The organism is Microcoleus sp. PH2017_08_TRC_O_A (assembly GCF_020738665.1).
Classification (GTDB): domain Bacteria; phylum Cyanobacteriota; class Cyanobacteriia; order Cyanobacteriales; family Microcoleaceae; genus Microcoleus.
Genome location: NZ_JAEQCE010000012.1, coordinates 15,904 through 42,818, shown reverse-complemented (window position 1 = coordinate 42,818; position 26,915 = coordinate 15,904). Strand labels below are relative to the sequence as shown.

The 26,915-nt window shown below is 45.5% G+C and carries 20 protein-coding genes; 11 read left to right on the top strand and 9 right to left on the bottom strand.

Annotation, left to right across the window (positions count from 1 at the left end; translation table 11 throughout):
• Positions 1-263 precede the first annotated feature (263 nt).
• Positions 264-494 (top strand): hypothetical protein, encoded by a 231-nt coding sequence (locus JGK22_RS05010; RefSeq protein WP_293312458.1) that lies wholly within the window; start codon positions 264-266, stop codon positions 492-494.
• Positions 495-689: 195 nt separating this feature from the next.
• A complete protein-coding gene (locus JGK22_RS05005; protein ID WP_293205209.1) occupies positions 690-1,181 on the top strand; it encodes an anti-sigma regulatory factor in 492 nt (163 codons plus the stop codon).
• Between the two features lie 609 nt (positions 1,182-1,790).
• Here JGK22_RS05005 and JGK22_RS05000 read toward each other — a convergent pair.
• Entirely contained in the window at positions 1,791-2,066 is a 276-nt protein-coding gene (locus JGK22_RS05000; protein WP_293181557.1) for a DUF6439 family protein, read from the bottom strand.
• A 114-nt stretch (positions 2,067-2,180) separates the two neighbouring features.
• Between JGK22_RS05000 and JGK22_RS04995 the strand changes: the two genes are divergently transcribed.
• The 3 genes from JGK22_RS04995 (at position 2,181) to JGK22_RS04985 (ending at position 5,020) form a co-directional block, all read left to right on the top strand.
• Positions 2,181-2,546 carry a DUF2203 domain-containing protein gene (locus JGK22_RS04995; protein WP_293181554.1) on the top strand — a complete coding sequence of 122 codons (366 nt, stop codon included), beginning with the start codon at positions 2,181-2,183 and terminating at the stop codon, positions 2,544-2,546.
• Between the two features lie 106 nt (positions 2,547-2,652).
• Positions 2,653-4,044, top strand: coding sequence for an asparagine--tRNA ligase (asnS, locus tag JGK22_RS04990; RefSeq protein ID WP_293218975.1), 1,392 nt, complete (start codon positions 2,653-2,655; stop codon positions 4,042-4,044).
• A 190-nt stretch (positions 4,045-4,234) separates the two neighbouring features.
• Positions 4,235-5,020 carry a Uma2 family endonuclease gene (locus JGK22_RS04985; protein WP_293210832.1) on the top strand — a complete coding sequence of 262 codons (786 nt, stop codon included), beginning with the start codon at positions 4,235-4,237 and terminating at the stop codon, positions 5,018-5,020.
• A 193-nt stretch (positions 5,021-5,213) separates the two neighbouring features.
• On the opposite strand, the gene JGK22_RS04980 is transcribed toward JGK22_RS04985, so the two are convergent.
• The 3 genes from JGK22_RS04980 to JGK22_RS04970 all read right to left on the bottom strand — a co-directional run bounded on the left by JGK22_RS04980 (position 5,214) and on the right by JGK22_RS04970 (position 9,873).
• Entirely contained in the window at positions 5,214-6,464 is a 1,251-nt protein-coding gene (locus JGK22_RS04980) for an SAM-dependent methyltransferase (RefSeq protein ID WP_293196751.1), read from the bottom strand.
• 112 nt (positions 6,465-6,576) lie between these two features.
• The gene (locus JGK22_RS04975) at positions 6,577-8,058 is read right to left on the bottom strand and encodes a pitrilysin family protein (protein WP_293218973.1); all 1,482 of its coding nucleotides are present in this window, start codon (positions 8,056-8,058) and stop codon (positions 6,577-6,579) included.
• Positions 8,059-8,277: 219 nt separating this feature from the next.
• Positions 8,278-9,873, bottom strand: coding sequence for a pitrilysin family protein (locus tag JGK22_RS04970; protein ID WP_293181533.1), 1,596 nt, complete (start codon positions 9,871-9,873; stop codon positions 8,278-8,280).
• Between the two features lie 487 nt (positions 9,874-10,360).
• On the opposite strand from JGK22_RS04970, the gene JGK22_RS04965 reads away from it, so the two are divergent.
• Positions 10,361-10,975: a TetR/AcrR family transcriptional regulator gene (locus JGK22_RS04965; protein ID WP_293181530.1), complete on the top strand. Its 615-nt coding sequence runs from the start codon at positions 10,361-10,363 to the stop codon at positions 10,973-10,975.
• 282 nt (positions 10,976-11,257) lie between these two features.
• On the top strand, positions 11,258-11,779 hold the full coding sequence (locus JGK22_RS04960; RefSeq protein ID WP_293181527.1) for a GNAT family N-acetyltransferase: 522 nt from the start codon (positions 11,258-11,260) through the stop codon (positions 11,777-11,779).
• Between the two features lie 8 nt (positions 11,780-11,787).
• On the opposite strand, the gene JGK22_RS04955 is transcribed toward JGK22_RS04960, so the two are convergent.
• Positions 11,788-12,153 (bottom strand): hypothetical protein, encoded by a 366-nt coding sequence (locus JGK22_RS04955; protein ID WP_293181524.1) that lies wholly within the window; start codon positions 12,151-12,153, stop codon positions 11,788-11,790.
• A 235-nt stretch (positions 12,154-12,388) separates the two neighbouring features.
• Between JGK22_RS04955 and JGK22_RS04950 the strand changes: the two genes are divergently transcribed.
• A complete protein-coding gene (locus JGK22_RS04950) occupies positions 12,389-13,222 on the top strand; it encodes a cobalamin biosynthesis protein (protein ID WP_293205202.1) in 834 nt (277 codons plus the stop codon).
• 4 nt (positions 13,223-13,226) lie between these two features.
• Here JGK22_RS04950 and JGK22_RS04945 read toward each other — a convergent pair whose 3' ends face one another.
• The gene (locus JGK22_RS04945) at positions 13,227-13,592 is read right to left on the bottom strand and encodes a phage holin family protein (protein WP_293205199.1); all 366 of its coding nucleotides are present in this window, start codon (positions 13,590-13,592) and stop codon (positions 13,227-13,229) included.
• A 108-nt stretch (positions 13,593-13,700) separates the two neighbouring features.
• Between JGK22_RS04945 and JGK22_RS04940 the strand changes: the two genes are divergently transcribed.
• Positions 13,701-14,198 carry a pentapeptide repeat-containing protein gene (locus JGK22_RS04940; protein ID WP_293181516.1) on the top strand — a complete coding sequence of 166 codons (498 nt, stop codon included), beginning with the start codon at positions 13,701-13,703 and terminating at the stop codon, positions 14,196-14,198.
• 420 nt (positions 14,199-14,618) lie between these two features.
• Here the strand turns inward: JGK22_RS04940 and JGK22_RS04935 are convergent, their stop codons facing one another.
• Positions 14,619-16,820: a transglycosylase SLT domain-containing protein gene (locus tag JGK22_RS04935; RefSeq protein ID WP_293312456.1), complete on the bottom strand. Its 2,202-nt coding sequence runs from the start codon at positions 16,818-16,820 to the stop codon at positions 14,619-14,621.
• Between the two features lie 421 nt (positions 16,821-17,241).
• On the opposite strand from JGK22_RS04935, the gene JGK22_RS04930 reads away from it, so the two are divergent.
• Together JGK22_RS04930 and JGK22_RS04925 are read left to right on the top strand one after the other, a co-directional pair.
• Positions 17,242-18,720, top strand: coding sequence for a leucyl aminopeptidase (locus tag JGK22_RS04930; RefSeq protein WP_293181510.1), 1,479 nt, complete (start codon positions 17,242-17,244; stop codon positions 18,718-18,720).
• 1,064 nt (positions 18,721-19,784) lie between these two features.
• The gene (locus JGK22_RS04925) at positions 19,785-22,007 is read left to right on the top strand and encodes a PAS domain S-box protein (protein ID WP_293312454.1); all 2,223 of its coding nucleotides are present in this window, start codon (positions 19,785-19,787) and stop codon (positions 22,005-22,007) included.
• Between the two features lie 17 nt (positions 22,008-22,024).
• Here JGK22_RS04925 and JGK22_RS04920 read toward each other — a convergent pair whose 3' ends face one another.
• Positions 22,025-25,429, bottom strand: coding sequence for a PAS domain S-box protein (locus JGK22_RS04920; RefSeq protein WP_293210844.1), 3,405 nt, complete (start codon positions 25,427-25,429; stop codon positions 22,025-22,027).
• A 469-nt stretch (positions 25,430-25,898) separates the two neighbouring features.
• Positions 25,899-26,912, bottom strand: coding sequence for a cytochrome d ubiquinol oxidase subunit II (gene cydB / locus JGK22_RS04915; protein WP_293181501.1), 1,014 nt, complete (start codon positions 26,910-26,912; stop codon positions 25,899-25,901).
• Positions 26,913-26,915 lie beyond the last annotated feature (3 nt).

Here is a 26,915-nt window from a genome sequence, read left to right as displayed (position 1 = left end):
AGAAATAAGTATTTACTTTAACTATTGTATCGTGAGGTTCAGATTTATAAAGTTTTGCCAACGCGCTGGGGTTTTGCCAGTAAGGGATACGTCAAGTTGGTCGAGTTGGGCTAGTTCGGGCGATCGCACTCATAATCAATAAGTTTTGTAACAAATATTGATTTGGTAAAGGTCGCAGCAGTCGGATTTTCAGTATTCGATCGGCATTTTGGAAATATATCTGGTTTCGACTGCAACACACCTAGGTAAGATCCTTGCGATCTTTGGTACAAGTAGGAGATCTAGGCGATCGGGCCCAAGCTGTGGTGGTGGGAGTCGATCCCCATTGGCTAGGAGTCAAGGGATCGACTTTTTTGGACGGATTTCCGATCTTTTCAAGGTGGGGATCGTTTGGTAAGCGAGCTGTTGACGGCTTGGGATGCAGCGGGTTCAGCTTCAGTGCCCTAGCAAAAGCCGACCTCAAAAATCAGGATGCGGGTAGAAGTTATAAGTAAAATTACTGGGAGTTCTTGGCAAAAGTTTCTGAGAATCGCAGAATATTTTGTGATGTTCTTTGCTTTTCTTAACGGCTTTGATACTCTAAGATAGAAATAGAGCTGCGCCGCTCAATTAATGAGTATTTTGAATACTAGGGAGCCAACTATGCAGGGTGTGAACTTTATCCACCTGAAAGTTAGGGAGTTTTCTGAGTGATTGCTATCTCACCCCGTCCGGTCGTCGGACGCAATTGGATTACGATTAGCTTCGCTTCTACCCTATACCTTTGTCCTATTTTGGATCTGCTCCTAGCAGAGATTCCGCATCACTGGCAAGCGGAATTACGGTTGGGGCTTCAAGAAGCTTTGGTAAATGCAGCTAAGCATGGAAACAAGTTAGACCCCAGTAAAACTGTTGGAGTCCGTTTTTCGATCGTCCAAAACGAATATTGGTGGGTGATATCAGACGAAGGTTGTGGCTTTAAAGCACCTTGCGGTTGCGACCTTTATACCGATACTTGCGACAGTCTCATAGCAGAGGATGTTGCAGATAATTCTGCATTCCCCCATGTTGAACAAGAATGTGGTAGGGGGCTGTTTATCCTTTACCAAATATTCGATCGGGTTGAGTGGAATTCTCAAGGCACAGAGTTACGGCTGTGCAAAGAACTTCCCAGTCGCTACCGGCTGCCTCGCTTGCGCTAGAACTGATATTTGGCGACGTTTTTCAGATCAGCTCGACCTGCAATTTTTTTCGTTTCCTCGCTGAACCGAGGATGGAAAATTTTGAGTATCAAGCTATTGATAGTAGGTCAGGAACTCAGGGCTTAAGCCACTGAGCTTGTAAGACATTACAAGCTGTTCTGACCAGACCCCTATACGGAGGAGACGTTATTTAGGTCACGACACCGGCGAATGCGACGCTAGTTTTCCGCTCTGTCATCTGCAATTAAACAGTTTTAAAGTCACTGAAACAGTGTTGCAGGTCTAACAAGCCTTTATAACCAGGTCGAAGCAAACATTACCCCGCAAGGGAGATCGAGGCAACCATACCTCACCGGAGGGGCAACCATACCCCTCCAACCCTCGCCAGAGGGGATTTAAGGCGGTTGAAACCGCCCGCGTCGTTTCCCCTCTCAGGGCTAAAGCCACGCTCGTTTCCCACTTACCGATTGATTTTGATGATAATGCAAAATGTGAGTTTTGAGTGAGAAAAGTATAAATCTTTTTTAGCTCGCAATCGCGCTGCTCGATCGAGTAGCGCGATTGTTTGAGTTTTGGGATCTAATCAAATATTTAACTCAAGACTCAAAATTATTTGCCGTGAGTCGGGCACGGAGGTGCACAGATCGATCGATCTAACCATCCTGCTGCTTGGTTTAAGCGCGGCAGAGCTTCTTCGGGCTGATTTTTCAGCAAAAAGACCAAAGCGGCCGCGGCTTGCTCTCCGGCCCGGGCGGAACGGTTGGCTTTGAGGCGGTGCCAATCTCTTTCGGAAATGGCGAGGCGGGCTGCGAGGGCTTGAGCCAGTTCTACTGTGCTCAGCTCGTTGAGGTTGACAGTTTGGGTTGTTTGTGTAGTTTCAAGCATAGATGGCAATTATAGCTATTTGGCTGCGGTTTCTGAATTGAAAAAATATACTGCATATAATAACAAGTTAATTGGGAATTGTTTTTTTAAGTATTGTCGGGTTTGCAGATCGAAATGCCTCAACAGCCGTCAGAGTTAAATCGGGAAGATTCAGAAAATGAGTTTGTGCAGGCGATCGCAGCAGTGGAGCGATCGCTCGCAGCAGTCAAAGAGCGTTACACTCAGATTCAGTGCGATCGCCAGCGCCAAGCCGAACTCGGCAACCGGCGAGAAGATGTCCGCCAGTCTCTGCGCCAAAACCCATTACCGCAACTCAAGAAAGAATTGCGGGAAATTGAACAAGAACTGGAAACGATCGAGTTAAATTTAGAAAGCAGCCTGTTTTCTTGGGGAAGCATAAAACAACCTTTTTGGCAAGCGGTTCGCTTTGGGGGACTCGGTATTTTGCTCGGTTGGATTTTGAAATCCTATGTCGGTTGAATTATGTTAGGAGTTATGATTTTTTTTACCGCAGAGGGCGCAGAGGGCGCAGAGGAAGAGAAAAGAGAGAATTATGGTGCAAAATATTAAATAAACAGGATTGGATATGACAAATCAACGAATTGCAGCAATTTTGCGCGCCGGCGAACCAGACGAAACTGTAACCATTCAAGGCTGGGTTCGTACTAAACGCGAGTTAAAAGAATTTGCCTTTGTGGAAGTCAACGACGGTTCGGCGATGGCTAACTTGCAAGTAGTCATTAATGCCGATTTACCAGACTTTGAAAATATACTCAAACAAATCAATACAGGTGCATCTCTAGAAGTTTCGGGAGTGCTGGTGGCATCTCCCGCGAAGGGACAGCGAATTGAGTTGAAAGCTTCACAAGTACAAGTTTACGGCGAAGCAGACCCGCAAACTTATCCGCTCCAGAAAAAGCGCCATTCCTTGGAATTTTTGCGGACAATCGCCCATTTGCGGCCGCGCACAAACACCCACGGCGCTGTTTTTCGAGTCCGCAATGCTTGTTCGGCGGCGGTACACCAATTTTTTCAAGAGCGCGGTTTTTTGTGGGTTCACACTCCGATTTTGGCTGCTAGCGACTGCGAAGGTGCGGGGGAAATGTTCGCGGTTACTAACTTCGATTTAAAAAATGTGCCGCGCACTGATTCGCAAGAAGTTGATTATGCGAAAGACTTTTTTGGGAAGCGCGCCTATTTAACAGTTAGCGGCCAGTTGGAAGCGGAAGTTATGGCAATGGCTTTCGGTAATGTTTACACTTTTGGCCCGACTTTCCGAGCGGAGAATTCCAATACTTCGCGGCATTTAGCTGAGTTTTGGATGATTGAACCGGAGATGGCTTTCTGCGATTTGCAGGGTAATATGGATTTGGCTGAGGCGTTTTTAAAGTACATTTTTAACTTTGTTTTGGAGCATTGTCCGGAGGATATGGAGTTTTTCAACGAGCGGATTGATAAGACTGTTTTGGCGACTGCTGAAAATATTATTAACAATCAGTTTGAGCGAATTACTTACACGGAGGCGATCGCACTTTTGGAAAAAGCTGACAAAAAGTTTGATTTTCCGGTAAGCTGGGGCTTAGATTTGCAATCGGAACACGAGCGCTATTTGGCTGAGGACTTGTTTAAAAAGCCGACCATTGTCAGCGATTATCCCGTCGGGATTAAAGCATTTTATATGCGTTTAAACGAGGACGAGAAAACGGTGCGAGCGATGGATGTTTTGGCTCCGAATATTGGGGAAATTATCGGCGGTTCGCAGCGGGAAGAACGTCTCGATGTGTTGGAGCGGCGCATGGAAGCTCAAGGCATGAATAAGGAGGAATTGTGGTGGTATTTGGATTTGCGCCGCTACGGTACTGTCCCTCACGCTGGTTTTGGTTTGGGGTTTGAAAGGTTGGTGCAGTTTATGACGGGAATGGGGAATATTCGCGATGTGATTCCGTTTCCGAGAGCGCCTTTGACTATTGATTTTTAGATGCAGACGGCGGTTGAAACCGCGCCTACAAAAACAAAGTCCGCCGGACGCCGACTGAAGACAATAACATAATCTTCACAGCGCGTTATTTAACCCCTCTGAGCTCGGGTTTGGTCTGTATAGACGCGGTTTCAACCGCGAGCGTCTTCTTTTCCCATCTCAAATCTAAAATCTAACATGGTATAGGCTCATGGTTCTTCAAATTCCGTCGAGTTCCAAAGCACCAACTGTCACCTGGGAAGCCCTACCAGCCGACTTTATTTTACCGGACGATCCTGTGGAAAATATTCAACAACCGCCCCTTGCTGCCTCTCTCACCGATGCTCTGGGAGCCGCCGGACTTATTGGACTCGCCCTAATTGGTTCCAATTTTGGACTGGTAGCGACTATCAATCAGAAAACTGTAGTTAAAGCACCCGATTGGTTTTACGTGCCACAAGTGCATCCAGTTGCTGAGGGGACGATTCGCCGCAGCTACACGCCGAATCTGGAGGGTGCGCCGATATCGGTGGTGATGGAGTTTTTGTCTAATGAAGATTACGGCGAATTGTCTGTGCGATCGACTCCTCCCTACGGCAAGCTCTACTTCTACGAGCAGATTCTGCAAGTGCCTACCTATGTTACCTACGACCCCTACGAGCCCAAGCTGGAAGTGCGGTATCTGCAAAATGGGAGCTATGTAACCCAGACTGCTGATGCACAGGGACGGGTTCGGATTCCAGAGTTAGATTTATGGCTGGGGATTTGGCGGGGGGAACGTTTGGGGCAAACTATGAATTGGCTGCGCTGGTGGGATTCGCAGGGAAATTTGCTGCTGTGGAGTTCGGAACAAGCCCAACAGGAACGCCAGCGGGCCCAACAGGAACGCCAGCGGGCGGAACAAGAATGCCAGCGGGCCCAACAGGAACGCCAGCGGGCGGAGGTATTGGCGGCAAAGTTGCGGGAGTTGGGTGTCGATCCCGATCGGCTGACATGAATCGGGCGATCGGGCCGCTACTCAATCCAAATTGACCCTACGGCGCTTCAAACCCAGCCTTACTGCTTGAATGCGATCGGGTTCAAATTGGTATTATAGCAATCCTTGCAGGAGTCGTAAAATTTTTACCCCTCCCCAACCCTCCTCGAACCCGCGGGGAGGGAGTAAGAAATTCACAAATGATTTAGGATTGCTATATAGCCCGATCGCCTACCGACTCAGTATTAATTATAGTAGCTAGATCGGGGGAAAGAAAGAGATCGGGAAATAGTAAAGTTTCTAAATAGTGAAACTTTATTCCATAAAGTTTTTTAATTTCTTGGATTTGTCCAAGAATCTGCTCCTTGTTGATACTCTGATTGCTTTTGATTCCCACAATCATTATATTCTTACTCGTATGTTCAGCAGCTATAAACTCAAAAACCTTAGTCTTGTAGCCAGACAATTCAAGTAAAAGCGCTCTTAATCCATCAGTCACTATTTCCGATTGCCTCTCTAGCAAAATGCCAGATTTCAGCAGATCCTTCAAAACCATATTCGGATGAATTTGTTTCCTAACTTGCTTGTGACAGCATGGTGCTAGGATAATCAAAGAAGAATCAGATTGTATCCCTTTATAAATTGCATCATCTGTTGCAGTATCACACGCATGAAGTGCGATGGTTATGTCTGATTTTTCAGCGCTATAGTTACTGATATTGCCTTGTTTGAAATGTAAATTTTTAAACTCAACTGATTGGGCGACTGAGTTACAAAAATCTACTAAATGTATTCTGCTTTCTATACCAATAACTGATGCTTCTTTGTCTAAAATATTGTTCAGAAAATCATAGATTGCGAATGTTAAGTATCCTTTGCCTGAACCCATGTCAACTACAGAGATATGACTTTTCGCTGCCAATCCTGATGATTCAATTAAGCTATTTATAATTTCTACAAACTTATTTATCTGTCTAAACTTATCTTCCATTGTTTTTACGATATTACCTTGACTGTTGGTAATACCTAATGCTGTGAGATATAAATTGTTTTCTGATTGAATATACCGTTTTTTATTGCGATCGTGTTCCTGCGGAACCGTATCAACAGGATTGGTAAAAGTAGGCTTAATAAATTTAAGTTTTGGTTTTTTATCTTTGCCATATTCAAGTTGGACATCCTGCGTCAGCGAGAATAATCTAATACTCATAAATTCACTTCCCGTCAGGGTTTTGATTAAATTTATTCCCTCTGCAATTAGGTAATTTTTTACTATTTCCTTAGTTTTGTAGCTATAGGTAAAAGAAAGTTTTATGCTTGATTTAAATTGTACGCTTCTCACAATGATTTTAGTTAAGCCGTCTTCTTTTCCTCGATATTTTCCTAAAGTTAATCTGATAAATTCTTGATTTTCTATACTAGAACCTAGAATTAACTCGAATTGCTCTTGCGTGTTGATATTCATTATATTATTCAGTAGCGGTAGCGTGCGTCGCAGAAAGAAAATTTACAAATTAAAGTCAAAATATCACAGCAACGCACCACACAATAGTCTGGTGCGTCACACGAATTATTGATTAAGTCGCCGATGGAATTGTGATATCAACAGATTGCACTTTTACCGAAGTTCCTAAGCTCGATAACGGCGGTTGAATTCCCGCAGTATTTCCCACTACTAATGTTACCAAATTCTCCGGTTTCAAGTAAGTCTTAGCTACACGCTGCACGTCGGCAATTGTGGCTGCTTCGACGCTGCGGCGGTACCGAAAAATGAAATCTTCGGGATAACCGTAGTATTCGTAGCGCATTAGTCGCGACAATGTTTGACTGGGATTTTCAAATTTGAAGATGAAAGAATTGAGGGTGGAATCTTTAGCAAAAGCTAATTCTTCGGCGGTAATTGGTTCGGTGCGAATTCGATCGATCTCAGCGCGGATTGCTTTGATAAACGGTACTGTCGCGTCCGATCGCGTTTGGCCTCCAGCCACAAACGTCCCTGGATAGTCAAATCTCGGACTCCAAGCCGCGTAAACACTGTAGGCTAAGCCTTGGCGCGATCGCACATTATTGAACAAACGCCCGCCAAAACCGTTCATAACCCCATTCATCACGTCCAAAGCACCGTAATCTGGGCTGTTCAACATCCCGCCCAAATGCCCCATCTGCACGTAACTTTGACTCAATTGCGGTTGATTTACCAAAAATATGCCGCCTTGATTCGCCGGCGTTACCGCTGGTAGCGCAGGCATTTCTGCACTTTTAGTCGGTACCCAGTTGCCGAATTTTTGCTCCACGAGCGATCGCATTTTAGCCGTATCAAAATCGCCAGAAATACCCAAAATCATATTCTTCGGGTGGAAATACTTCTGGTAGAAACCCACCAAATCGTCGCGGGAAATATTGGCAATAGTCTTGTATTCTGCTGTGCGCGCGTAGGGACTGCGATCGCCATAAATCAACTTTTGAAACTCGCGGCCCGTAATATCGTTAGGATCGTCGTTGCGACGGGCGATGCCACCTTGCTCTTGATTCTTAGCTAAATCCAACTTTTCCTTAGCAAAAATTGGCTCCCGAATCACTTCAGAAAACAAGTCAAATACAGGTTCCACATCCTCAGCTAAAGCACTAAAATTAGCACTACCAGAAGCAACATCAATCCCCGTTTCTACTGAAGCTGCTCGCTGTTCTAGCAACTGATTTAATTCATCAGCCGTATGCCGACTCGTCCCACCAGTTCGCATCACTTCTCCCGTCAAACCTCCCAATCCAATTTTATCAGCAGGTTCAAAACGATCGCCCGTGCGAAATAGCGCCGTTCCCCCAACTAACGGGAGTTCTCTATCTTCCATCAGATAGACTCGGATGCCATTTTTTAGCTCGAAGCGAGTGTATTTAGGCAGTTTAATTTCTGGCACCGGCGGGAATTTTAATTCATCGTAGTGCTTCGGCCCAGCCGCTAAGGAAGGCAACAAATTAAACGTGGCAAGTGAAACAGTAAAAAAGCAAAGCGACAGCAGAAATAACTTTACTTTTTTCAGTCTCAATTTACTCCTTTTCATGCTTTCTCCTAAGTTTGATATCGTGAAATAGCGTAGGGGCGGTGCTCTGTACCTGCCCTAGATGCGAGTCTATTTCCTAGTCTGCGGAGGCAGACTTAGTTTGTATAGTCGCGGTTTCAACCGCCGAGTCTGAGTGCGAGTCTATTTCCTAGTCTGCGGAGGCAGACTTAGTTTGTATAGTCGCGGTTTCAACCGCCGAGTCCAAATCGAGGCTTCTTCTTACAGCGACAAAAGCTTGCCAATCGTGCGATTTTCCGGGCGGAAAGTTGCCTTGGCTACTCGCTGAATGTCAGCGGGAGCAACAGCAGCGATCGCATCCAATTGCTTAAACAGATTTTTCCACGAACCAGTTTTCACTTGATAGTCCAGCAGCGAAAATGCCATGCCCATATTAGAATTGAGCGATCGCAATAAACCAGCCCTCGCCTGAGTCTTCACCCGTTCCAACTCCAAAGCAGACACCGGATCAGTTTTTAGGCGATCGATTTCCTTACTCAAAGCCACCGCCACCTCATCAACCGTCTTACCCGGAGCAGTTTGAGCGTAAAACAGCATCAAATTCGGGTACTTTTCCCCCGGATAACCGCTAAAACCTTGAGCAGCTAGCGCCAATTGCTGTTGTTCAACCAAAGACTTATAAAGCCGAGAAGTGCGGCCGCTGCTGAGTAAAGAACCAATGATTTCATAAACCGCATTATCGGGATGATTCATCGCCGGCCTGTGGTATCCTTCCAAATACCAAGGTTGAGTTTTTAACTTCAGCGTCACTTCCTTCGTTTGTGTTTGCGGAGGCTCCACAATTTGCAATTCAGGAGGCGCTGGTTTCGCCTTGTAGCGGCCGAAATAAATTTGAGCAAGACGCTTCACCTCCGCAGCTTTCACGTCTCCTACCACCGCCACAGTCAGCTTGCTGGGGATATAGTGACTATCGAAAAAATTCTGCACCTGGCTGCGGGTGAGGTTCTTAATATCTTCAGTGTAGCCAATCACCGGGCGACGGTAAGGATGAACAGAGAAAGCTTTGTCAGCAAAAACTTCGACCATTTGCCCGATCGCCGAATTCTCAGTTCGCAGCCTCCGTTCTTCTAAAATTACCTGTTTTTCCTTGTAAAATTCCCGAAAAACAGGCTCTAAAAAACGCTCGGATTCTAGCGACATCCACAGTTCTAACTTGTTAGCTGGCAGACTGTAAAAATACATTGTCGAGTCGATAGAAGTAGCGGCATTTAGTCCAACTCCGCCTGCTTGTTCGACAATTTTACCGAATTCATTGCGCTTGACAAATTGCAAAGCTTCGGATTCAACCTTGTCAAATTCTGCTTTGAATTTGGCGATTTCTTCAGTTTTGCCGATCGCCTTCGCTGCTTGCATTTGCTCGAAGAGTTTATCTTGTTTTTCTAGCAGCGGCTTTTCGGCTTTGTAGTCGGTTGTGCCGATTTTGGGCGTACCTTTAAAAGCTAAATGTTCCAGGTAGTGGGCGACTCCAGTTTGACCCTCTGGTTCGTTGGCGCCTCCCACGTCGGCGTGAATCAGAAACGATGCTACCGGGGATCTGGGCCTTTCGAGCACCACGAATGTCATGCCATTGTCGAGCTTAAATTCGGTGACTTGCTTGATTACGCGATCGAGCGACGGTTGCACAGACACTAATTGCGAGCCGCTAGCGGGGTTCTCGCGAGCGAGGGCGATTTCGGGGGAAATTCCCCACCACAGCAGCACAGCGGCGAGTAGGGAGGCAATGAATCGAGTTTTGGGTTTGGGCGATTCCCTAAGGGATCGCTTCGCCGCGCGTGGTTTTTGGAACTGCGGGATCATTCGATTTTAGATTTTAGATTTTAGATTTTGGATTGTCAAACCTGAGGTTTGTGCCGAATACAAGAGATTCTTGTTTAAGGATAAAGATTTTTTGAGGCATAAGCGATCTGTTGCGCCACAGATGTTAGGCTGATACAGCAAATCTCAAAAAGGGTCATTCGATTTTAGATTTTAGATTTTGGATTTTGGATTGTCAAACGGCAAGAAGTTTATGCCGAATAACAAGAGATGCTTTTTAAGCATAAAGATTTTTGGGGGCATAAGCGATCTGTTGCGCCACTTCCAGTTTAAGATTAAAGTCGCGCACTACTTAAAACTTAACATTATTTCGCCCGCCCGCCCCAAACCCGCAGTTCCAAGTGCATGAACCTAATCAAACGTAAAATACGGCTCGCTTAAAAGCTTGCTGTGTATGTCTTCCTCCTTCTTCCTTCTTTCTTCTTCCTTCTTCCTTCTACTTAAATCGCCAATTACCCATTCCAAAGCCATGCGAATTTTTAATCAGTCTCCTCCTTCAGAAACAGAAACCAAGAAACGAATTTTACAAGCAGCTCAGCGGTTATTTGCCCGCAGCGGATACGACGGTACGACAACTCGGGATTTAGCAGCGGCGGCGGGGGTGGCGGAGGGTACGCTATTTCGGCATTTTGATAATAAAAAAGCGATTTTGGTTGAGGTGGCGACGGAAGGATGGGTGGAGTTGCTGACAGATTTGCTGACGGAATTGAGCGAGATGGGTAGTTACAAAGCAGTGGCTCAAGTGATGCGGAGGCGGATGCTAAATATCCGCGAGAATAGCGATATGATGCGGGTATGTTTTTTGGAGGCGCAGTTTCATCCCGATTTGCGCGACAAAATTCAGTTGGAAGTCATCGGAAAAATGAGTATTGTGGCTGAGGCTTTTTTTGAAACGGCGATGGAAAAAGGAGTTTATCGGAAGATGAATCCAAAAATTGTCGCTCAAGTATTTTTGGGAATGTTTGCCGTCGCCGGTTTCAGTCAGAATACAATTATGGAGCCGAATGCTTCCCCGCAGGAAATGCAGGAAATGGCGGAAGGATTGGCAGAGATTTTTCTGAATGGGGTTTTAGTTAAGGATTAGTCAGTTGGCAGTGGTTAGTTGTTAGTGGTTAGTGGTTAGTGGTTAGTGGTTAGTTGTCAGTTGTCAGTTGTCAGTTGTCAGTTGTCATTAGCGCGATCGTCCCCGCTCGCGAACGTCATTAGCGCGATCGTCCCCGCTCGCGAACGTTATTAGCGCGATCGTCCCCGCTCGCGAACGTCATTAATCATTGGTCATTAGTAGTTCGGTTTTTTTCCTTCTTTATTCTTCCACGCATTTGTTAAATCCGTCGAGCGAATCCTTTGCCTAACTTTCTTCTACCTTATGGAAAAAATCTTAGACTATTCTATTAGGCCGCTAACGCAGGAAGACGAGCCTTTTTTGTGGCAAATGCTGTACGAAGCGGCGCACATGGCAGAAGAAGGTGAATCAACGGTGGAAGCTGTTGTGAATCATCCTTTAATTGCGAAATATGTCAAGCATTGGGGACGTGCAGGCGATATGGGCTTCCTAGCAATTGAATTGAACAGCAGCCAGCCAGTAGGAGCGGCGTGGCTGCGTTTATTTCCAGGGGATGACAAGGGATTTGGCTGGATTGACGATACTATCCCGGAATTGGCGATCGCGGTTCTTCCAGAATACACAAATCAGGGTGTAGGAACTCAATTGCTGGCTCATTTGTTGCCAGCAGCCAAAGCATCTTATCCAGCGGTATCCCTGAGTGTCAGAAGCTCAAATCGGGCCCTGAATTTGTACGAGCGATCGGGATTTAAAGTAATTGAGGGAAGCGAGATAATTAACCGCACAGCCGGGACATCATTGACTATGAAAATAGATTTTGATTGAGTAAATTATTACTCATCGTTAAACTCGTACATTTGCCTGGCCCAATTATCCCGATTTTCCTGCCATTCATCAATAAATGCTTCCCAAGTTGTATTGCTTTCTAGTTCCAGCAATAAACTTGATACTTCTTCAAGAGTCGATGCTGCTTGACATTCTTCTACCCAACTTTCCCGGCGCCGTTTCCATTGATTTTGCACCGCTTCCCACTCGATGTCTGATTCCAATTCAACTAGAAATTTTGCTAACTGTGACGGATCGACTGCTGCTTGCACGTCGCTCACCCAACTGTCGCGACGTTCTTTCCATTCTTGCGTCACTGCTTCCCATGCGAGGTTGCTTTCAAACTCTAACAGTAATTGGTTCAGTTCTACCATATTAAATGTTTAATTGTTTGCAGTTTGTGCTAAGGTGATTATACAAAAAAAATCAACAAAGAGTGTTAAAAAAATTTTAAGATTGCAGTGTCAGTGAAACTACGGAATATATATCAATACGGTTAACTTAAAAGATGACAACAGGGAAAACTCATGAAAAATATACATTGCGATTGCTTCGTTCCTCGCAATGACCATCTTAAGTGAACCGTATTGGAATATATATAATTGCATAATGAGCGATGAATTTAGGTTAGATAGGCTAGATATTCCCAGGAGTTGGAATCGCGGGACAGGCGACTGGACGGGAGTGGCGGCTGCGATGCAGAGAGGGGAAACTGTAGAAGTAATTCAAGAAGTTGGTTCGACTTTGTGGCGAAACAGTCTGCCGGAAAAACATTGTTTGTATTGGGATGGGGAAAATATATCACCTATCAAAGGGCGAATTTGGATTAGTTTTACTCAGAGAAGATTTGCGCCGGAATCTGTTTTGCCGAAGGTTCAGTGGCATCCGAGAGTGTTGTGGGTAGGGATAGGTTGCAAGGCCCGAACTTCGCGAGAATTAATCGAAACTGCGATTCAAAGTGTCTGTCGCAGTTATCATTTAGCGGAAAGTGCGATCGCAGGTATTGCTACAATAGACACTAAAGCAGGCGAAATCGGCTTGCTGGAACTTTGTCGATCGCGCAACTGGCGGTTAAAAACCTTTGCGGCTGATGTTTTAAGTTCCGTTGAAGTCCCCAATCCTTCAGATGTTGCAGCGAAAGAAGTCGGAACGCCCAGCGTAGCAGAAGCCAGTGCACTTTGCGCGATCGAACCAACAGATTACACAATTATCAGCAACAGGCAAGATGCCTGTTCCACAATTATTAGCAACAGGCAAGATGCCTGTTCCACAAAGAGTGAATATTCTGCTTGTGGGGTGGGCATCCTGCCCGCCCATAACAGGCTTTTAGTGCCAAAAAAAATATTTTCCACTAAAAATCCCCTCCCTTTACAAGGGGGGGTTAGGGGGGGTTCTGCGGTAACTGTAGCCGTTGCAGTTTGCCCGATCGACTATCCAGGATAATATCTTACTGCTCGACACCGGTATTCACAAATCGGCCAATCAGCCCAGAAACCAACGACAACACAATTGAACCGAACAAAGCAGGCCAAAAACCGTTAATCGCAAAACCGATACTGAAAGCACCAGCCAACCACGAAGCCAAGGAAAGCGAAATCGCATTCACCACAAACAAAAACAAACCTAAAGTCAGAATGCTGAAAGGCAGCGTCAGCAATGTAATAATCGGCCTGACAACCGCGTTTACAAATCCGATAACTACAGCAGCCAGCATCGCCGCCGGAAAGCTCGTCACCGCAATACCTGGTACAATGTTAGCGGTAATCACCAGCGAAACGGCCGCTACTATCCAAGTTAAGAAAAAACTTAGCATATCTTTTTTTCATCTCCATCACTATTAATTAAGATTGTAGCTGTTTAGGCGATCGACCAAAGTTCGGGATACACTACCAAATACCCACCTTGCGACCACATCAGATTTATGAAACTCCGGCAACTAGCAGCATTCCTCTTGGCGCTAACCATCTTCATCCTGCCGCGCGCAGCCCAAGCTCAATCTAAATATTACCCACCGCCGCTGTCCTTTAGCAATGCCGAACTGACAAGACGCGATTTTTCTGGCCAAACGCTGCGCGCCGCTGAGTTTTCTAACGCTAATATGGACTTAACTAATTTTTCTAATGCCGATTTGCGGGGAGCAATCATGAGCGCTTCGGTGATGACTCAGGCGAATTTACACGGCGCAAATTTAACTAATGCCATGATCGATCAAATTAAATTTACTAAGGCTGATTTAAGCGATGCAATTTTAGTGGAAACAATTTTGCTGCGTTCTACTTTTGATGAAGCTGATATTACTGGTGCTGATTTTACTGATGCAATTATGGATGGCGCACAAGTTAAAGAATTGTGCAGTAAAGCCAGCGGAATTAATTCTCAAACTGGGATTTCTACTCGCGATTCCTTGGGATGTCGTTGATTTATTTTATAATCCCATTATTTCAATTTGTGGAACAGAAGGTACGTAGTTGGGCTTTAGCCCTGTTTAATATATACGCCTAAAGAGGGCTGAAGCCCAACTACGTACCTATTTTTATACAGAAGGTACGTAGTTGGGCTTTAGCCCTGTTTAATATATACGCCTAAAGAGGGCTGAAGCCCAACTACGTACCTATTTTTATACAGAAGGTACGTTGTTGGGCTTTAGCCCTGTTTAATATATACGCCTAAAGAGGGCTGAAGCCCAACTACGTACCTATTTTTATGATAATAAAACCACTCTGGGGAAAGCTTGTTCCGGGCGGGCTAGAAGCCCTCCCCACAAGTAATAAACAGACAAAATTAATGTGATTGTGGAACAGGCAGGAAAGCCTGTTCCTGACAGCTCAAAACAGATTTATTAAGGCTTGGCTTTTTTCTGAGCAGCCTCATAATGCTCGCTCATCAACTGATTAACTTCTGGATTGTAAATCCGCAGATAATTCCAGTAATTCTCAAACACCGATTTCACATATCCTTTCGTTTCAGGAAACGGAATCTTTTCCGCAAAAGCATCCGGATCGCTAAAACTAAACCTCTTCAACCAATCTGCTACCGCATTCGGCCCTGCATTGTAACTCGCCACAGCTAACATCGAATTATTCTTGTACTCGTCGTGAGTATGATCCAAATACCAAGTTCCGAGTTTAATATTGTCGTCCACATCCTCCAGTGAATACTTTTTGAGGTTAATTTTTGCTGCTACCCAAGTAGCCGTTTCAGGCATTACCTGCATTAAACCAGTGGCGCCAACTGCTGATTTAATTCCGGGCATAAACCGCGATTCTTGCCGGATTAATGCTGTCACTAAAACAGGATTTATTTTCCGTTCTTGCGACCATTTCGTAATGTTTTCTAAGTACGGAAAAGGATAAAGTGCTTGCCAATAAGCTGGCTGCTGTCTGAGTGCTTGGTATTGGGCTCTATCATCGGGTTTTTCCCGCTGGCGCAAACTCCCCACCATCCACAAACCGTCTAAATTGTCTCCGACTCCAATTCGCATTAAACCGTCGGTAAACTGTTCGGCTATAGTTGGTTCGACGCGGTTGGTAAATTCTATTTGCCACAACGTCCAAGCATCTCTATCTTGACCTAATTGATACAGTTCTTTTAATGCAGGAGATCCGGCGGTTGGTTCGGGGCGCTGAGGCTGTTGCACTACCTTGGGAGATAAGTCTCGGACTGTGGTAAAGTCGCCTACTGGCCAGCCGAGAAATACTGCCGATCGCCATGCGAAATATGATTCTGGATAGCGTACAATGGTGTACTCAAAGGATGTCTTGGCATCCTGTTCGCGGCCGAGTTGCTTTGCCCATTTGCCGACCCAAAATGCTGCTTCTGGTGCTTGTTCGCTGTCGGGATTATGGGTGGTTAATTCCCTCGCCCACTGCCAAGCTGATTTTAAATCTCCGCCTTTGGCATACTGTTGGGCGATCGCCCAACGCAATTCGGCTGCTGTATCAGAATTGTTGTATTTTGTCAATAGCAACTTGCGGGTTTGTGAGGCGGATTCACCGCTGCCTGCTTTGTCGAGAAGTTTGGATTTATCTAGCAAAGCTTCGGGGGCACGATCGGGGAATTTGGCGATCGCGCGATCGAGATACACGATCGCATCCTTGGGCTCGCTCAGCCGTGACAGCCGGATTAAACCCATACCAGTATCTTCGTCATTGGGGAAATCCCGCACTAATTCTTGATAGGCAATTCTCGATTCCGGGATTTTACCGTCTAGCCACAAACCGCGAGCTTTGCGGTAAACATTTTTGGCGGTGCGGGGAGCTTTTCCGTAAGCAATCGCTCCTTTGCCGTAATCCTGTTTTTCCCAATAGCCAAAGGCAATTTCTTCCCAATCTTCGGGTTTCAAAGTGGCGCTGTTTTGCTGCGCCAGTTGTTCTAATAATGTACCGTAATCTTTGACATAATGACCGTGCTTTGCTACTAGCAGCATTAACTCGGGCTGATTGGGATTTTCTTTTAACTTCTTCCGGGCTATTTCTACACTGCGCGGATGTGCGGGAAATTCAGTAATTGCTTGCTTCCAATATTCGGGTTTCGACTTGCCTAGAACATATAATGCTTCGGCAGATACTGGATCGCTAGAATAGTTTTTAAGCAATTCTTCCCAAGCTTTTTGTGCTTTGCCTTTGTCGCCGCTCAATTGGTAAGCTTGCGCGCGTTTGAGGGCAATTTGAGCAGCTAAAACTGGATATTCTTGCTCTAAATTTTCCAGTAACTTTAATGCTTTGGTGGCATTTCCTTGCTGGATTAAATCGCTGGCAAGTAAGTAGCGGGCGCGGCTTTGAGGGGAGATTTGCTGCTTGTCGTTTGAATTCTCAGATCGATCGCCCGCGAGTTCGACTAATTTTGCCGATCGCTCATTGGGTGACAGCGATACCAACATTTTGACTTCAGAGGCGGAATTCGCTGCATCCCGAGGCCGCTGAGCCTTCTGGAAGGGGCCGACACCCATCCATTTCGCCGCACCAACCACAGAGGCGATCGCCATTATGCAAACTGAAATGCCCATTAAAACAGAAACTCGGGTTTTGCGTCGCTTTAGCATGGGAAAATTTAAGAAAATAACAATAGAAAATCGATCGCCAGCGGACTTGGCTGATATCGTACCAGAATTTATCAGAAATTTGGGTTTAAAACCCCGTCCTTCGCTTGACCGCTTTCTGCTATGGTATTCGTAGGTTGCTGACCGTGAGAACGTGAGGAAACAGGTTGAACGTCCTACTCCGGGATCTCAAAATCTTTAACCGTCATCGGACTAGACATGAAACTGTAAGACCAAAACTGACATTGTTGGTAGAGGCACGATTCAGCCCAAGAATCCTCGTACCTTGATAGTCGAGGAGTGTCAATTAGATGTGTAGCGGAGAATTTAGGCGATAAATTTATTTGTCGAACGAAGGAAAAACGACAAACCAGCAAGGACAAAGTACAATCAAAAATCTAAAATCTAAACTGTAAATCAAAACATGGAATTTCTAGTCACCGATACACTCCCCTCTGCTTGGACGGGAGATGCCCTCGCAATTGGTCTATTTGAGGACGCTCTCTCGATCGCCGGCGACTTGGCGCAATTAGATGAAAAGCTTGCAGGCACGTTGAAAGAGCTGCTAATGGAAGTAGATTTTAAGGGCAAAGCGGGCCAGAGTGCGATCGCCCGTGTCGGCGGCAATAGTCCGATTCGCAAAATTGCGATCGTCGGTTTGGGGAAAGCCGCAGACTTAAAATTAGAAACCGTGCGGCAAGCTGCGGGCGCGTGCGCCAAGTTAGCCAAAAAGGAGAAATGCAAAACCCTCGGAATTAGCCTTCCGGTGTGGCAAAGTGCGCCGGATGTTACAGCAAGTGCGATCGCCGAAGGTGTGGAACTCTCGCTGAATCAAGACAACCGTTTCAAATCGGAACCCGACGAGAAAAGCCCGCAAGTAGAACAAATTCATTTACTCGGTTTCGCCGGTACCGAAAGTGCGATCGCCCGCGCCCGCCAAATCACTGCCGGAGTTATTTTAGCACGGGAATTAGTCGCAGCACCTGCCAATTATGTCACCCCGATTACCATGGCCGAAACCGCTCAAAGTCTAGCAGCAGAATGCGGTTTAGAATTAGAAATATTAGAGCAAGAAGATTGCGAAAAACTAGGCATGGGAGCCTTTCTCGGCGTTGCCAAAGCATCCGACTTGCCGCCGAAATTCATCCACCTGACTTACAAACCCGCAGGCACACCCCGCCGCAAAATTGCGATCGTCGGCAAAGGATTAACCTTTGATTCCGGCGGTTTGAACATCAAAGGTGTCGGCAGCGGTATTGAAATGATGAAAATAGATATGGGCGGTGCCGCTGCTACCTTGGGAGCCGCAAAGGCGATCGGACACATCAAACCAGATGTCGAAGTTCACTTTATCAGTGCCGTCACCGAAAACATGATCAGCGGCCACGCCATGCGCCCTGGAGACATCCTTACAGCTTCCAACGGCAAAACAATTGAAGTCAACAATACCGACGCCGAAGGTCGTTTAACCCTCGCTGATGCTTTGGTATTTGCTGATAAGTTGGGAGTTGACGTAATTGTCGATTTAGCCACTCTAACTGGCGCCTGCGTCATTGCTTTGGGCGAAGATATCGCCGGTTTGTGGAGTCCTCAAGATAGCGTCGCCGCCGAAATAGTCGCCGCCTCAGAATTGGCAGGCGAAAAGTTTTGGCGAATGCCGATGGAAGAGAAGTATTTTGATGGCTTGAAGGCTTTGCACGCTGACATGAAAAATACAGGGCCTCGTTACGGCGGTTCGATTACGGCGGCGCTATTTTTGAAGCAGTTTGTTAAGGACACTCCTTGGGCACATTTAGATATTGCTGGCCCAGTTTGGAGCGACAAGGAAAACGGTTATAACGGAGCTGGAGCAACTGGTTTTGGAGTTCGGACTCTGGTGCATTTGGTGCTTGGTGGTGCTTAATTAACTGTGGATTGGCTAGCGCAAAAATAGAGATTTTTGCTGCTGGCAATCTGGGTCATAGCAATCCTAAATCATTTGTGAATTTGTAACTCCCTCCCCGCAATTTCGGGGAGGAAGTCAGGGCCGTTTGGTTGTCGTCTTAGGTACGTAGTTGCGCTTCAGCGCTCTTCATAATCTCAGCAAAAAGCGCTATTATTTATTATCATCTTAGGTACGTAGTTGCGCTTCAGCGCTCTTAACAATCCCAGCAAAAAGCGCTATTATTTATTATCATCCTAGGTACGTAGTTGCGCTTCAGCGCTCTTAACAATCCCAGCAAAAAGTGCTATTATTTATTATCATCCTAGGTACGTAGTTGCGCTTCAGCGCTCTTAACAATCCCAGCAAAAAGCGCTATTATTGATTATCATCATCCTAGGTACGTAGTTGCGCTTCAGCGCTCTTAACAATCCCAGCAAAAAGCGCTATTATTGATTATCATCCTAGGTACGTAGTTGCGCTTCAGCGCTCTTCATGATCTAAACAAAAAGCGCTAAGTTCGCAACTACGTATTTGCGTTCATCTCATTTAGGCAAGGGCGAAGCATTTCGGTACATAATTTATAGCCTTTCTCAAAAAGATGAGGTATAACTGACAGCTCATATAACTACTAAACTCACAGGGCTAAAGCCCAACAACATACCTTATCTTTCTGAAAACCGCTATATCGAAAATTATTCTAGAAGCACCAGGGATCGGAAACACTGCGCGCGATTATTTTTACTCCCAGAAACTTCAGTCAGCTTACAGGAACTACCAATTGCCTTTTTCCCCATTACCACCCTTTGATATCGTTTCCGGTTGCATCGGTATTGTTTAAACCGTCAACTGTCAACTATCACAGGGCAACTGTCAACTGTCAACTGTCAGCCGAAGCTATACAGTTTTGACATTCCATGCAAAAATAGCTGTTTCATAAAAAATGAAAAAAGTATATAATTATGTAAACATTTTTCAGCCACCGAAATCAAATAATTATATTTGATGGATTTGGATTGCTGCAAATAACTTTTTTCTTGAAATTTATGCAAGAATTATTAACATTTTTTTATGCAACACTGCCTGCATCTTCCGCACTTGGCTGCGACGGGCTGGCCCAGTTGCGACTGTACGCTGTTTTTGACTCGCTGACGGCACTCGCTTATTGCTCTCTGGCGCTATCTTTGGTTTATTTTACCCGCCAAAGTTCTCACAGCAAGATTGGAGGGCTATTTGCTGTCGGTTTTTTGGGCTGCGGCGCTGCTCAATTAACGCAAGTTTGGACGCTTTGGCATTCCATTGATTGGCTGTCGGTAGATCTCAAAGCTGCAAGTGGTGTGATTTCTTTGCTCTTAGCCGGATTTGCGATCGCCCTGATGCCGAAAGCATTTACCGAATCTGACTTAAATCTCACAGAAGATATTCCACAACAGCCGTTAAAACAGCTAGCAGAAAATCAGCAGCAAGATGATACACAGACAGCAGAATTGGCAAAACCACCGACAGACGATATTGTCGATCGCACTTTAACTCTCAGTTCGTTAAGCGAACTATTACAAAAAGAAATTGCCGATCGCCACCGGATTGAGGAAAAGTTGCAATTGGCTCAATTTGCGATCGACCGATCGGCAGATGCGGTATTCTGGATGGGAGCGGACGGTAAATTTTTGTACGTCAACGACGCCGCTTGCTGTTCATTGGGATATTCTGCCACAGAATTGCTCGATCTAACTGTGCACGACATCAATCCCGATTTTCCCGAAACTGCTTGGAATTTGCACTGGAAAGTCTTAAAAAGGTGCGGTTCCGTTAATATTGAAGTTCACCACAGCACTAAATACGGTCGCATTTTTCCAGTAGAAATTACGATCGACCATTGGCAATTTAACGGTAAAGAATATCAGTGCGCCTTTGCTCGCGACATTAGCGATCGCAAGCGGATTGAGGCAGCTTTGCGGGAAAGGGAACAAGAATTTAGATCGTTAGTTTCCAATATTCCCGGTGCAGTTTACCGTTGCAGTGCTGCGGGGCGATCGAGCTTAACTTTTATCAGCAGCGGCATAGAAGCTATTTCCGGCTATCCGGCAGATAACTTTATGCAAAAACCCGTGCAAGCTTTTTCTAGTATAGTTCATGGCGATGACGTGGGGCAGATCGATAAAATTGTCGATCGGGCGATTAAGACAAGACAACCTTACGCGATCGAATATCGCCTGATTCACAGCAACGGAAACGTGCGGTGGGTTGCAGAAAAAGGTCAAGCTATTTTCAACCCAGACGGTCAAATTTCATCCCTCAACGGCGCCATTTTTGACGTGACAGAGCGCAAAGCAGCGGAGGATGCTTTGCGACTCTCCGAGGCGATCGCCAACAACAGAGCCCAGCAGCTAGAAATAGCTCTCAAAGAACTCCGAGAAACTCAAGCTCACCTAATTCATACCGAAAAAATGTCAAGTCTCGGTCAAATGGTAGCAGGAGTCGCCCACGAAATCAACAATCCCGTGAGTTTTATCTACGGCAATATTTCCTACGCCAGCCAATATATGAGAGACTTATTGCAGCTTGTGGAACTGTACCAAACACACTATCCTCAACCACAAGTAGAAGTTCAAGAATATATTGAAAACATAGATTTAGAATTCCTGAAAGAAGACTTATTAAAAATATTCTCTTCGATGAAAATGGGAGCAGATCGCATTCGCGAAATAGTTCTGAGTTTGCGAAACTTCTCGCGTTTAGACGACTCGGTAAAGCAGCCTGCCAATCTTCATGAAGGCATAGACAACACACTGCTAATTTTGCACAACAAACTGCGAGCTAGATCCGAATATCCCGAAATTAAAGTCATCAAAGATTACGGGAAAGTACCCTTAATTGAATGTTATCCAGGTCAGCTAAATCAGGTATTTATGAATCTGCTTAGCAACAGTATTGACGCCTTGGAAGATGCTTGGAAGCAAAAAAAGCGTTCCTCTCCTAGGGCTTCGCTAACGGGTAGTGGCAACTGGAAACCAACTATTAGCATTCACACAGAAGCCCTTAACGAAAATATTATTTGCATCCGGATTGCCGATAATGCGATCGGCATGACAGAAGACGTGCGCCACCAATTATTTGATCCGTTTTTCACCACAAAACCGATGGGGAAAGGCACCGGTTTGGGCTTAGCCATCAGTTACCGAATTGTGGTGGAAAAACACGGCGGAACCTTGATCTGCCATTCGGTTTTGGGCGAAGGGACGGAATTTGCGATCGAGCTTCCATTATAAACTAGCTATAGATAATTTTACTTGCAAGTTGGCAACTCGATCGCCAACTCCGTCCCCTCTCCGGGTGTCGAAAAACACCACAACTTCCCCCGATGATTTTCCGTGACAATTTGATAGCTAGTTGCTAGCCCCATCCCCGTACCTTTACCCACCGGTTTAGTCGTAAAAAAGGGATTAAATATTTTTTCTTGAACTTCGGGAGTTATCCCGCAACCGTTATCATGAATCGAGATCGACACGCGATTGTCAGCAGCGAACGAAGTGGCGATCGCGATCCGACCAATATAATTTAATTTGGCGCTGGGTTCTAGGCTTTCTCGCCTTTGTTCGATCGCATCGATCGCATTCACCAGCAAATTCATAAATACCTGATTTAACAAACCGCCATAACATTCAACCAGAGGTACTTCACCATAATATTTGGCGACATGAATTTCTGGTTTTCCCGCCCTACCGTTCAAGCGATTTTGTAAAATCACTAAGGTACTTTCGAGATTCTCGTGAATATCTGTGCTTTTTAAATCCGCTTCGTCCAACCGCGAAAAAGTCCGCAGCGACTTAACAATATCGCTGATGCGCGCGGCTCCAGTTTTCATCGATTTCAACAGCTTATAAAAATCATTTTCTAGATACTCAAGCTCGATATCTTCGATAAAATCGGCAATCGCCTGGGGCGGAATCGGATAATGCTCTCGGTAAAGATGAATTAGTTGAATTAACTCGCTCGCACAATCGGTAGCAGGTTGAATATTGCCATAAATAAAACTGACTGGATTGTTAATTTCATGGGCAATTCCGGCAACTAATTGACCCAAACTAGACATTTTTTCCGCTTGAATTAACTGAGTTTGGGTATCCTGCAACTTTTTCAGGGTTGCTTCTAATTCTTCAGTTTGCAGCCGCAGTTGAATTTCTGATTGACGCACTGCTGCTTCCGCCTGCATCCGTTCCATTTCCGCAGCCGCACGGGTGGCAAATATTCTCAAGATAGCTGACTGCATTTCTAGATATTTCACCATCGGCTCAGTATCCATCACTACGAGCAATCCCCAACAATTTCCAGCGGCATCTACAATCGGTACACCCGCATAACTTTGGGCTTGGAGACTTGCTAAATTATCATCTTTGGGGAACCAGCAGTGCAAGAGATTGGGATACCGACATATCTCGGTACACCGCTCGACATTTTGACAGGGTGTCTCGGATAGATGGTAAGTAAAATTATCCCCAAATTCATCTCCCGCCCAAAATGCTAGAGTTGTGGCGATCGTTTTTTCAGAGTCACCAAATTCAGCAATCAAAGCATAGCGAACTTCTAGTGCCTTGGCGAGATATTGAACGCAGCTTTTGAAGAATGCTGCGCCGGTTTTTGCCGCCGTACCTTCGACTACTAAGCGGAGAGCTTGCTGTTGGCGTTTGCGATCGGTGATATCTCTGGCGACAAACACCACTTGCTCTTGAGACATGGGAGAAATCCTGGCATCAAACCAGACTGAGCGATCGCCAATTGGTAATGAGTATTCCAACTGCGTCACGCATTGATTGGCGATCGCTTCTTGAATCGACTCTAGGAAAAAATCTGCTGATTCTTTGGGTAAAACTTCGTGAAGAGTTTTACCTAAAATTTGAGCGGTAGGTTTGTACAACAAGGGAGCCGAGCTGGGAGATATTTTGAGATAGCGTCCCTCTGCATCCAGCACCATAATCACATCCTGCATGGCGTTAAATAGTGCGATTAATTCTGCTTGAGAGGCAGCTAACTCTAATTCTGCGGTTTTGCGATCGCTGATATCGCAATGAGTGCCGATAAACCGCATCGGTTCAGATTCTTCGTCCCATTCCACCACCTGACCACGGTCTAAAATCCACTTGTAAGAACCGTCTTTGCAGCGCAGGCGGTGTTCGTTGCGACAGGTAGAAGTTTCGCCGCGAAAATGTTTGGCAAAATCTATATAGCATTGAGCTTTATCCTCTGGATGTACCCGACCGTCCCACTCTGCTAAATCATTCACAATTTCGTGTTCTGCATAGCCCAGCATCGCTTTCCACTGCCTGGAAAAGATGACTTCATTGGTTTTGAGGTTCCAATCCCAAGTGCCATCTCCCGCTCCTTCTATAGCCAACTGCCAGCGGCTGTTACTTTCTTCTAAAGCGATTTGTGCTTGTTTTTGAGGGTGGATGTAACGCGCTATTCCCAAACAGGCAACGAATTCTCCAGCGTCATTTACGATCGCGGATACATTGGCAGAGTGCCAGTAATAGTTGCCATCTCGATGCAAAACTCGGTACTCAGATCCCCGCAGTTTCTCACCTTGCAAAGAGCGATCGAGAGTATTTTTACAAATTGGTAAATCTTCTGGATAAACCCAATTAGCAAAACTCTCATGTAACATTTCTGCTGCTTCATATCCCATGATTTCTTTTAATTGGGGACTGACATAGCTGAAGGTGCTATCGGGATTGACGATATAAACCATATCGTTGAGATTTTCCACGATCGTGCGGAATCTGTTTTCACTGGTTTTGATGGCAATTTCTGCGGCTTTGCTCTCGGTATTGTCCCGAACATAGCCATGCCAAATAGTGCTGCCATCGGGTTGTCGCTGCGGTGTAGAATCGCCGCGCAACCACCGCAACCGCCCGTCGGGAAAACACAGCCGGTATTCGCAACACCAAGGTGTCTGATGTTGGGCAGAATCGAGAATCGATTGATAAACGCGATCGAAATCTTCAGGATGGAGGTGATTGAAAATACAAGTCGCATCTTGTTGCACTTGTTCTCGGGTAACGCCGTAAATCTCTTCCAGTCTGCCGCTGGCATAGGGAAAATGGAAACCACCATCAATATCCATGCGAAACTGATAAATAACGCCCGGGATGTGGCGGGCAATTTGCTCTAAAATACCAGTATCTGTGGGACTGATGGGACTCTCCGGTGCGATACCTGCTTCCCGAAGTTGAGCTTGGGTTTGGGCGAGTTGGCGGGTAAGTTCTTCGACTTGTGTTTCGGCTTGTTTGCGCCCTGTAACATCTCGCATGACTAACAAGTAGCGGTGAGGCCAAAAGTTGAGCGTTATTGCATATTCGACGGTGCGAATCTCTGCATCAGCCCGCACTAACTCAAATTCACCCTGCACTTTTTCCGGTTTCTGGCATTCTTCCCACACCTGTTGAAAATTCCAGCTTGGTTTTGCAAACTCCCAGATCCAGCGCCCGAGGAGTTGTTCTCTTTTTAGTCCAAGCAATTCGCAGGCGGCGGGGTTGACATTGAGGTATCGCCCTTTGTTATCGGCGATCGCGATCGCATCTAGAGCAGTTTCCCAAATAGTCCGCAATTTCCTCTCTCTGAAACAAATCAAAGTGCGATCGTCTGCTGCTGATGGGGGATTGATTTCTCGATCGCCGTCTAAAAATTCAGACATAAATTATTGAATCAGGTGTAAAATAATACATAGTATTTGCGTAATATCGCCAACCAACTTACGAGTTACTCTATTTCTACTAATTCTCAAAACTCACAGAACAATAAGGTTCCTCGTACCGGAACACCCTTAAATCCTGAAAAAAAGTGACAATCTCGCCTCGACGCACCTGAGACAATAGTTAGGCAAACACAGCCAAAACTTGTAACTGTTGCCAGACAAAAAGAGCATAGAAATCATTTTCTATACTAATTATACAGAAATTTTCAGCATTCTTATAAGTAGATTCACTTAAATTCGCGGGCGAAAACAAAAAGTTTTATGTTTTTTTGATTAATAAATCAGAACCCTGACGCTCAGAAATCGATATTTGTCAACAGCAAAGACACGCAAATATCCGCAGATCGGATTAATTTTAAATCTGGGGAGATTTGGGTGTCTTTACTTGGATTTGCGGTGTTATGCTGCTTTATTCGCCGTAATGGCCACCAGCAACCTTACCCCGAAATACTACGTAGTTGTAGATGTTGTAGAAAATCATGATCGGGATCAGAAAGCCGATGAACACAATCATAAATACCAGGGCGCTGGGTGCCGCCGCCGCTTGGTAAATCGTGAGTTGTGTCGGAATAATGTAGGGAAAAACAATCAATCCCAAACCGATGAAACTGAGCAAGAAAATCATAATCGTCCAGACAAACGGCGTGCGTTCTTGTTTTTGTTCCAGGCTTCTGAGCAAGAGTCCAACCAGCAGCAATCCCAGCACGGGAATCGCCGCAAAAACATAAACTAGCGGTTTATCGAACAATCTTGCTCTGGTACTTTCATAAAAAACCGGAGTGGCGATGGTAATCAAAATTGCTCCGATTAATGTTGTCACCGCCGCAATTTTAGCGGTGCGGTAGTGATTTGTTTGCAATTCCCCATCGGTTTTCATAATCAGATAGGTGGAACCGATCAACACGTAGCCTTGAACCAGTGTCAAAGCCACCAAGATCGATCGCCAATCCAGCCAATCCCAAGTAGTCCCCACAAAGTGACCCGCTTCATCCACCGCAATGCCTTCAAGCACCGCGCCGAGGGCAAATCCTTGAGCTAAAGCTGCCAAAAAACTGCCCGCACCGAAAGCATAATTCCAAAACAACTTGCGGTTAGAATGCTCGCGAAATTCAAAGGCTACAGCCCGAAATATTAAACCGAAAAGCATCATGCAAATCGGTATGTACAAGGCAGTTAAAATTGTGCCGTAAGCCAAAGGAAATGCACCAAATAAAGCGCCTCCCATTAAAACCAGCCATGTTTCGTTAGCATCCCAAACATTGCCCAGACTGGTCATTAAAATGCCTCGGCGCTCGTCATCAGAAGCAGTCAAAGATAATATTCCCACCCCTAAGTCAAAGCCATCTAGCATGACATAGAGCAAAAGAAATAAACCCAAAATGATGAACCAGACTTGCGGGAGAAAATGCTCCAAAGCTTGCATAAA

What these genes read in the sequence shown, in the direction of transcription:
- JGK22_RS05000 (WP_293181557.1), bottom strand. Translation starts at nt 2,066, where the DNA reads ATGCTTGAAACTACACAAACAACCCAAACTGTCAACCTCAACGAGCTG.
- JGK22_RS04995 (WP_293181554.1), top strand. Translation starts at nt 2,181, where the DNA reads ATGCCTCAACAGCCGTCAGAGTTAAATCGGGAAGATTCAGAAAATGAG.
- asnS (WP_293218975.1), top strand. Translation starts at nt 2,653, where the DNA reads ATGACAAATCAACGAATTGCAGCAATTTTGCGCGCCGGCGAACCAGAC.
- JGK22_RS04985 (WP_293210832.1), top strand. Translation starts at nt 4,235, where the DNA reads ATGGTTCTTCAAATTCCGTCGAGTTCCAAAGCACCAACTGTCACCTGG.
- JGK22_RS04980 (WP_293196751.1), bottom strand. Translation starts at nt 6,464, where the DNA reads ATGAATATCAACACGCAAGAGCAATTCGAGTTAATTCTAGGTTCTAGT.
- JGK22_RS04975 (WP_293218973.1), bottom strand. Translation starts at nt 8,058, where the DNA reads ATGAAAAGGAGTAAATTGAGACTGAAAAAAGTAAAGTTATTTCTGCTG.
- JGK22_RS04970 (WP_293181533.1), bottom strand. Translation starts at nt 9,873, where the DNA reads ATGATCCCGCAGTTCCAAAAACCACGCGCGGCGAAGCGATCCCTTAGG.
- JGK22_RS04965 (WP_293181530.1), top strand. Translation starts at nt 10,361, where the DNA reads ATGCGAATTTTTAATCAGTCTCCTCCTTCAGAAACAGAAACCAAGAAA.
- JGK22_RS04960 (WP_293181527.1), top strand. Translation starts at nt 11,258, where the DNA reads ATGGAAAAAATCTTAGACTATTCTATTAGGCCGCTAACGCAGGAAGAC.
- JGK22_RS04955 (WP_293181524.1), bottom strand. Translation starts at nt 12,153, where the DNA reads ATGGTAGAACTGAACCAATTACTGTTAGAGTTTGAAAGCAACCTCGCA.
- JGK22_RS04950 (WP_293205202.1), top strand. Translation starts at nt 12,389, where the DNA reads ATGAGCGATGAATTTAGGTTAGATAGGCTAGATATTCCCAGGAGTTGG.
- JGK22_RS04945 (WP_293205199.1), bottom strand. Translation starts at nt 13,592, where the DNA reads ATGCTAAGTTTTTTCTTAACTTGGATAGTAGCGGCCGTTTCGCTGGTG.
- JGK22_RS04940 (WP_293181516.1), top strand. Translation starts at nt 13,701, where the DNA reads ATGAAACTCCGGCAACTAGCAGCATTCCTCTTGGCGCTAACCATCTTC.
- JGK22_RS04935 (WP_293312456.1), bottom strand. Translation starts at nt 16,820, where the DNA reads ATGCTAAAGCGACGCAAAACCCGAGTTTCTGTTTTAATGGGCATTTCA.
- JGK22_RS04930 (WP_293181510.1), top strand. Translation starts at nt 17,242, where the DNA reads ATGGAATTTCTAGTCACCGATACACTCCCCTCTGCTTGGACGGGAGAT.
- JGK22_RS04925 (WP_293312454.1), top strand. Translation starts at nt 19,785, where the DNA reads ATGCAAGAATTATTAACATTTTTTTATGCAACACTGCCTGCATCTTCC.
- JGK22_RS04920 (WP_293210844.1), bottom strand. Translation starts at nt 25,429, where the DNA reads ATGTCTGAATTTTTAGACGGCGATCGAGAAATCAATCCCCCATCAGCA.
- cydB (WP_293181501.1), bottom strand. Translation starts at nt 26,912, where the DNA reads ATGCAAGCTTTGGAGCATTTTCTCCCGCAAGTCTGGTTCATCATTTTG.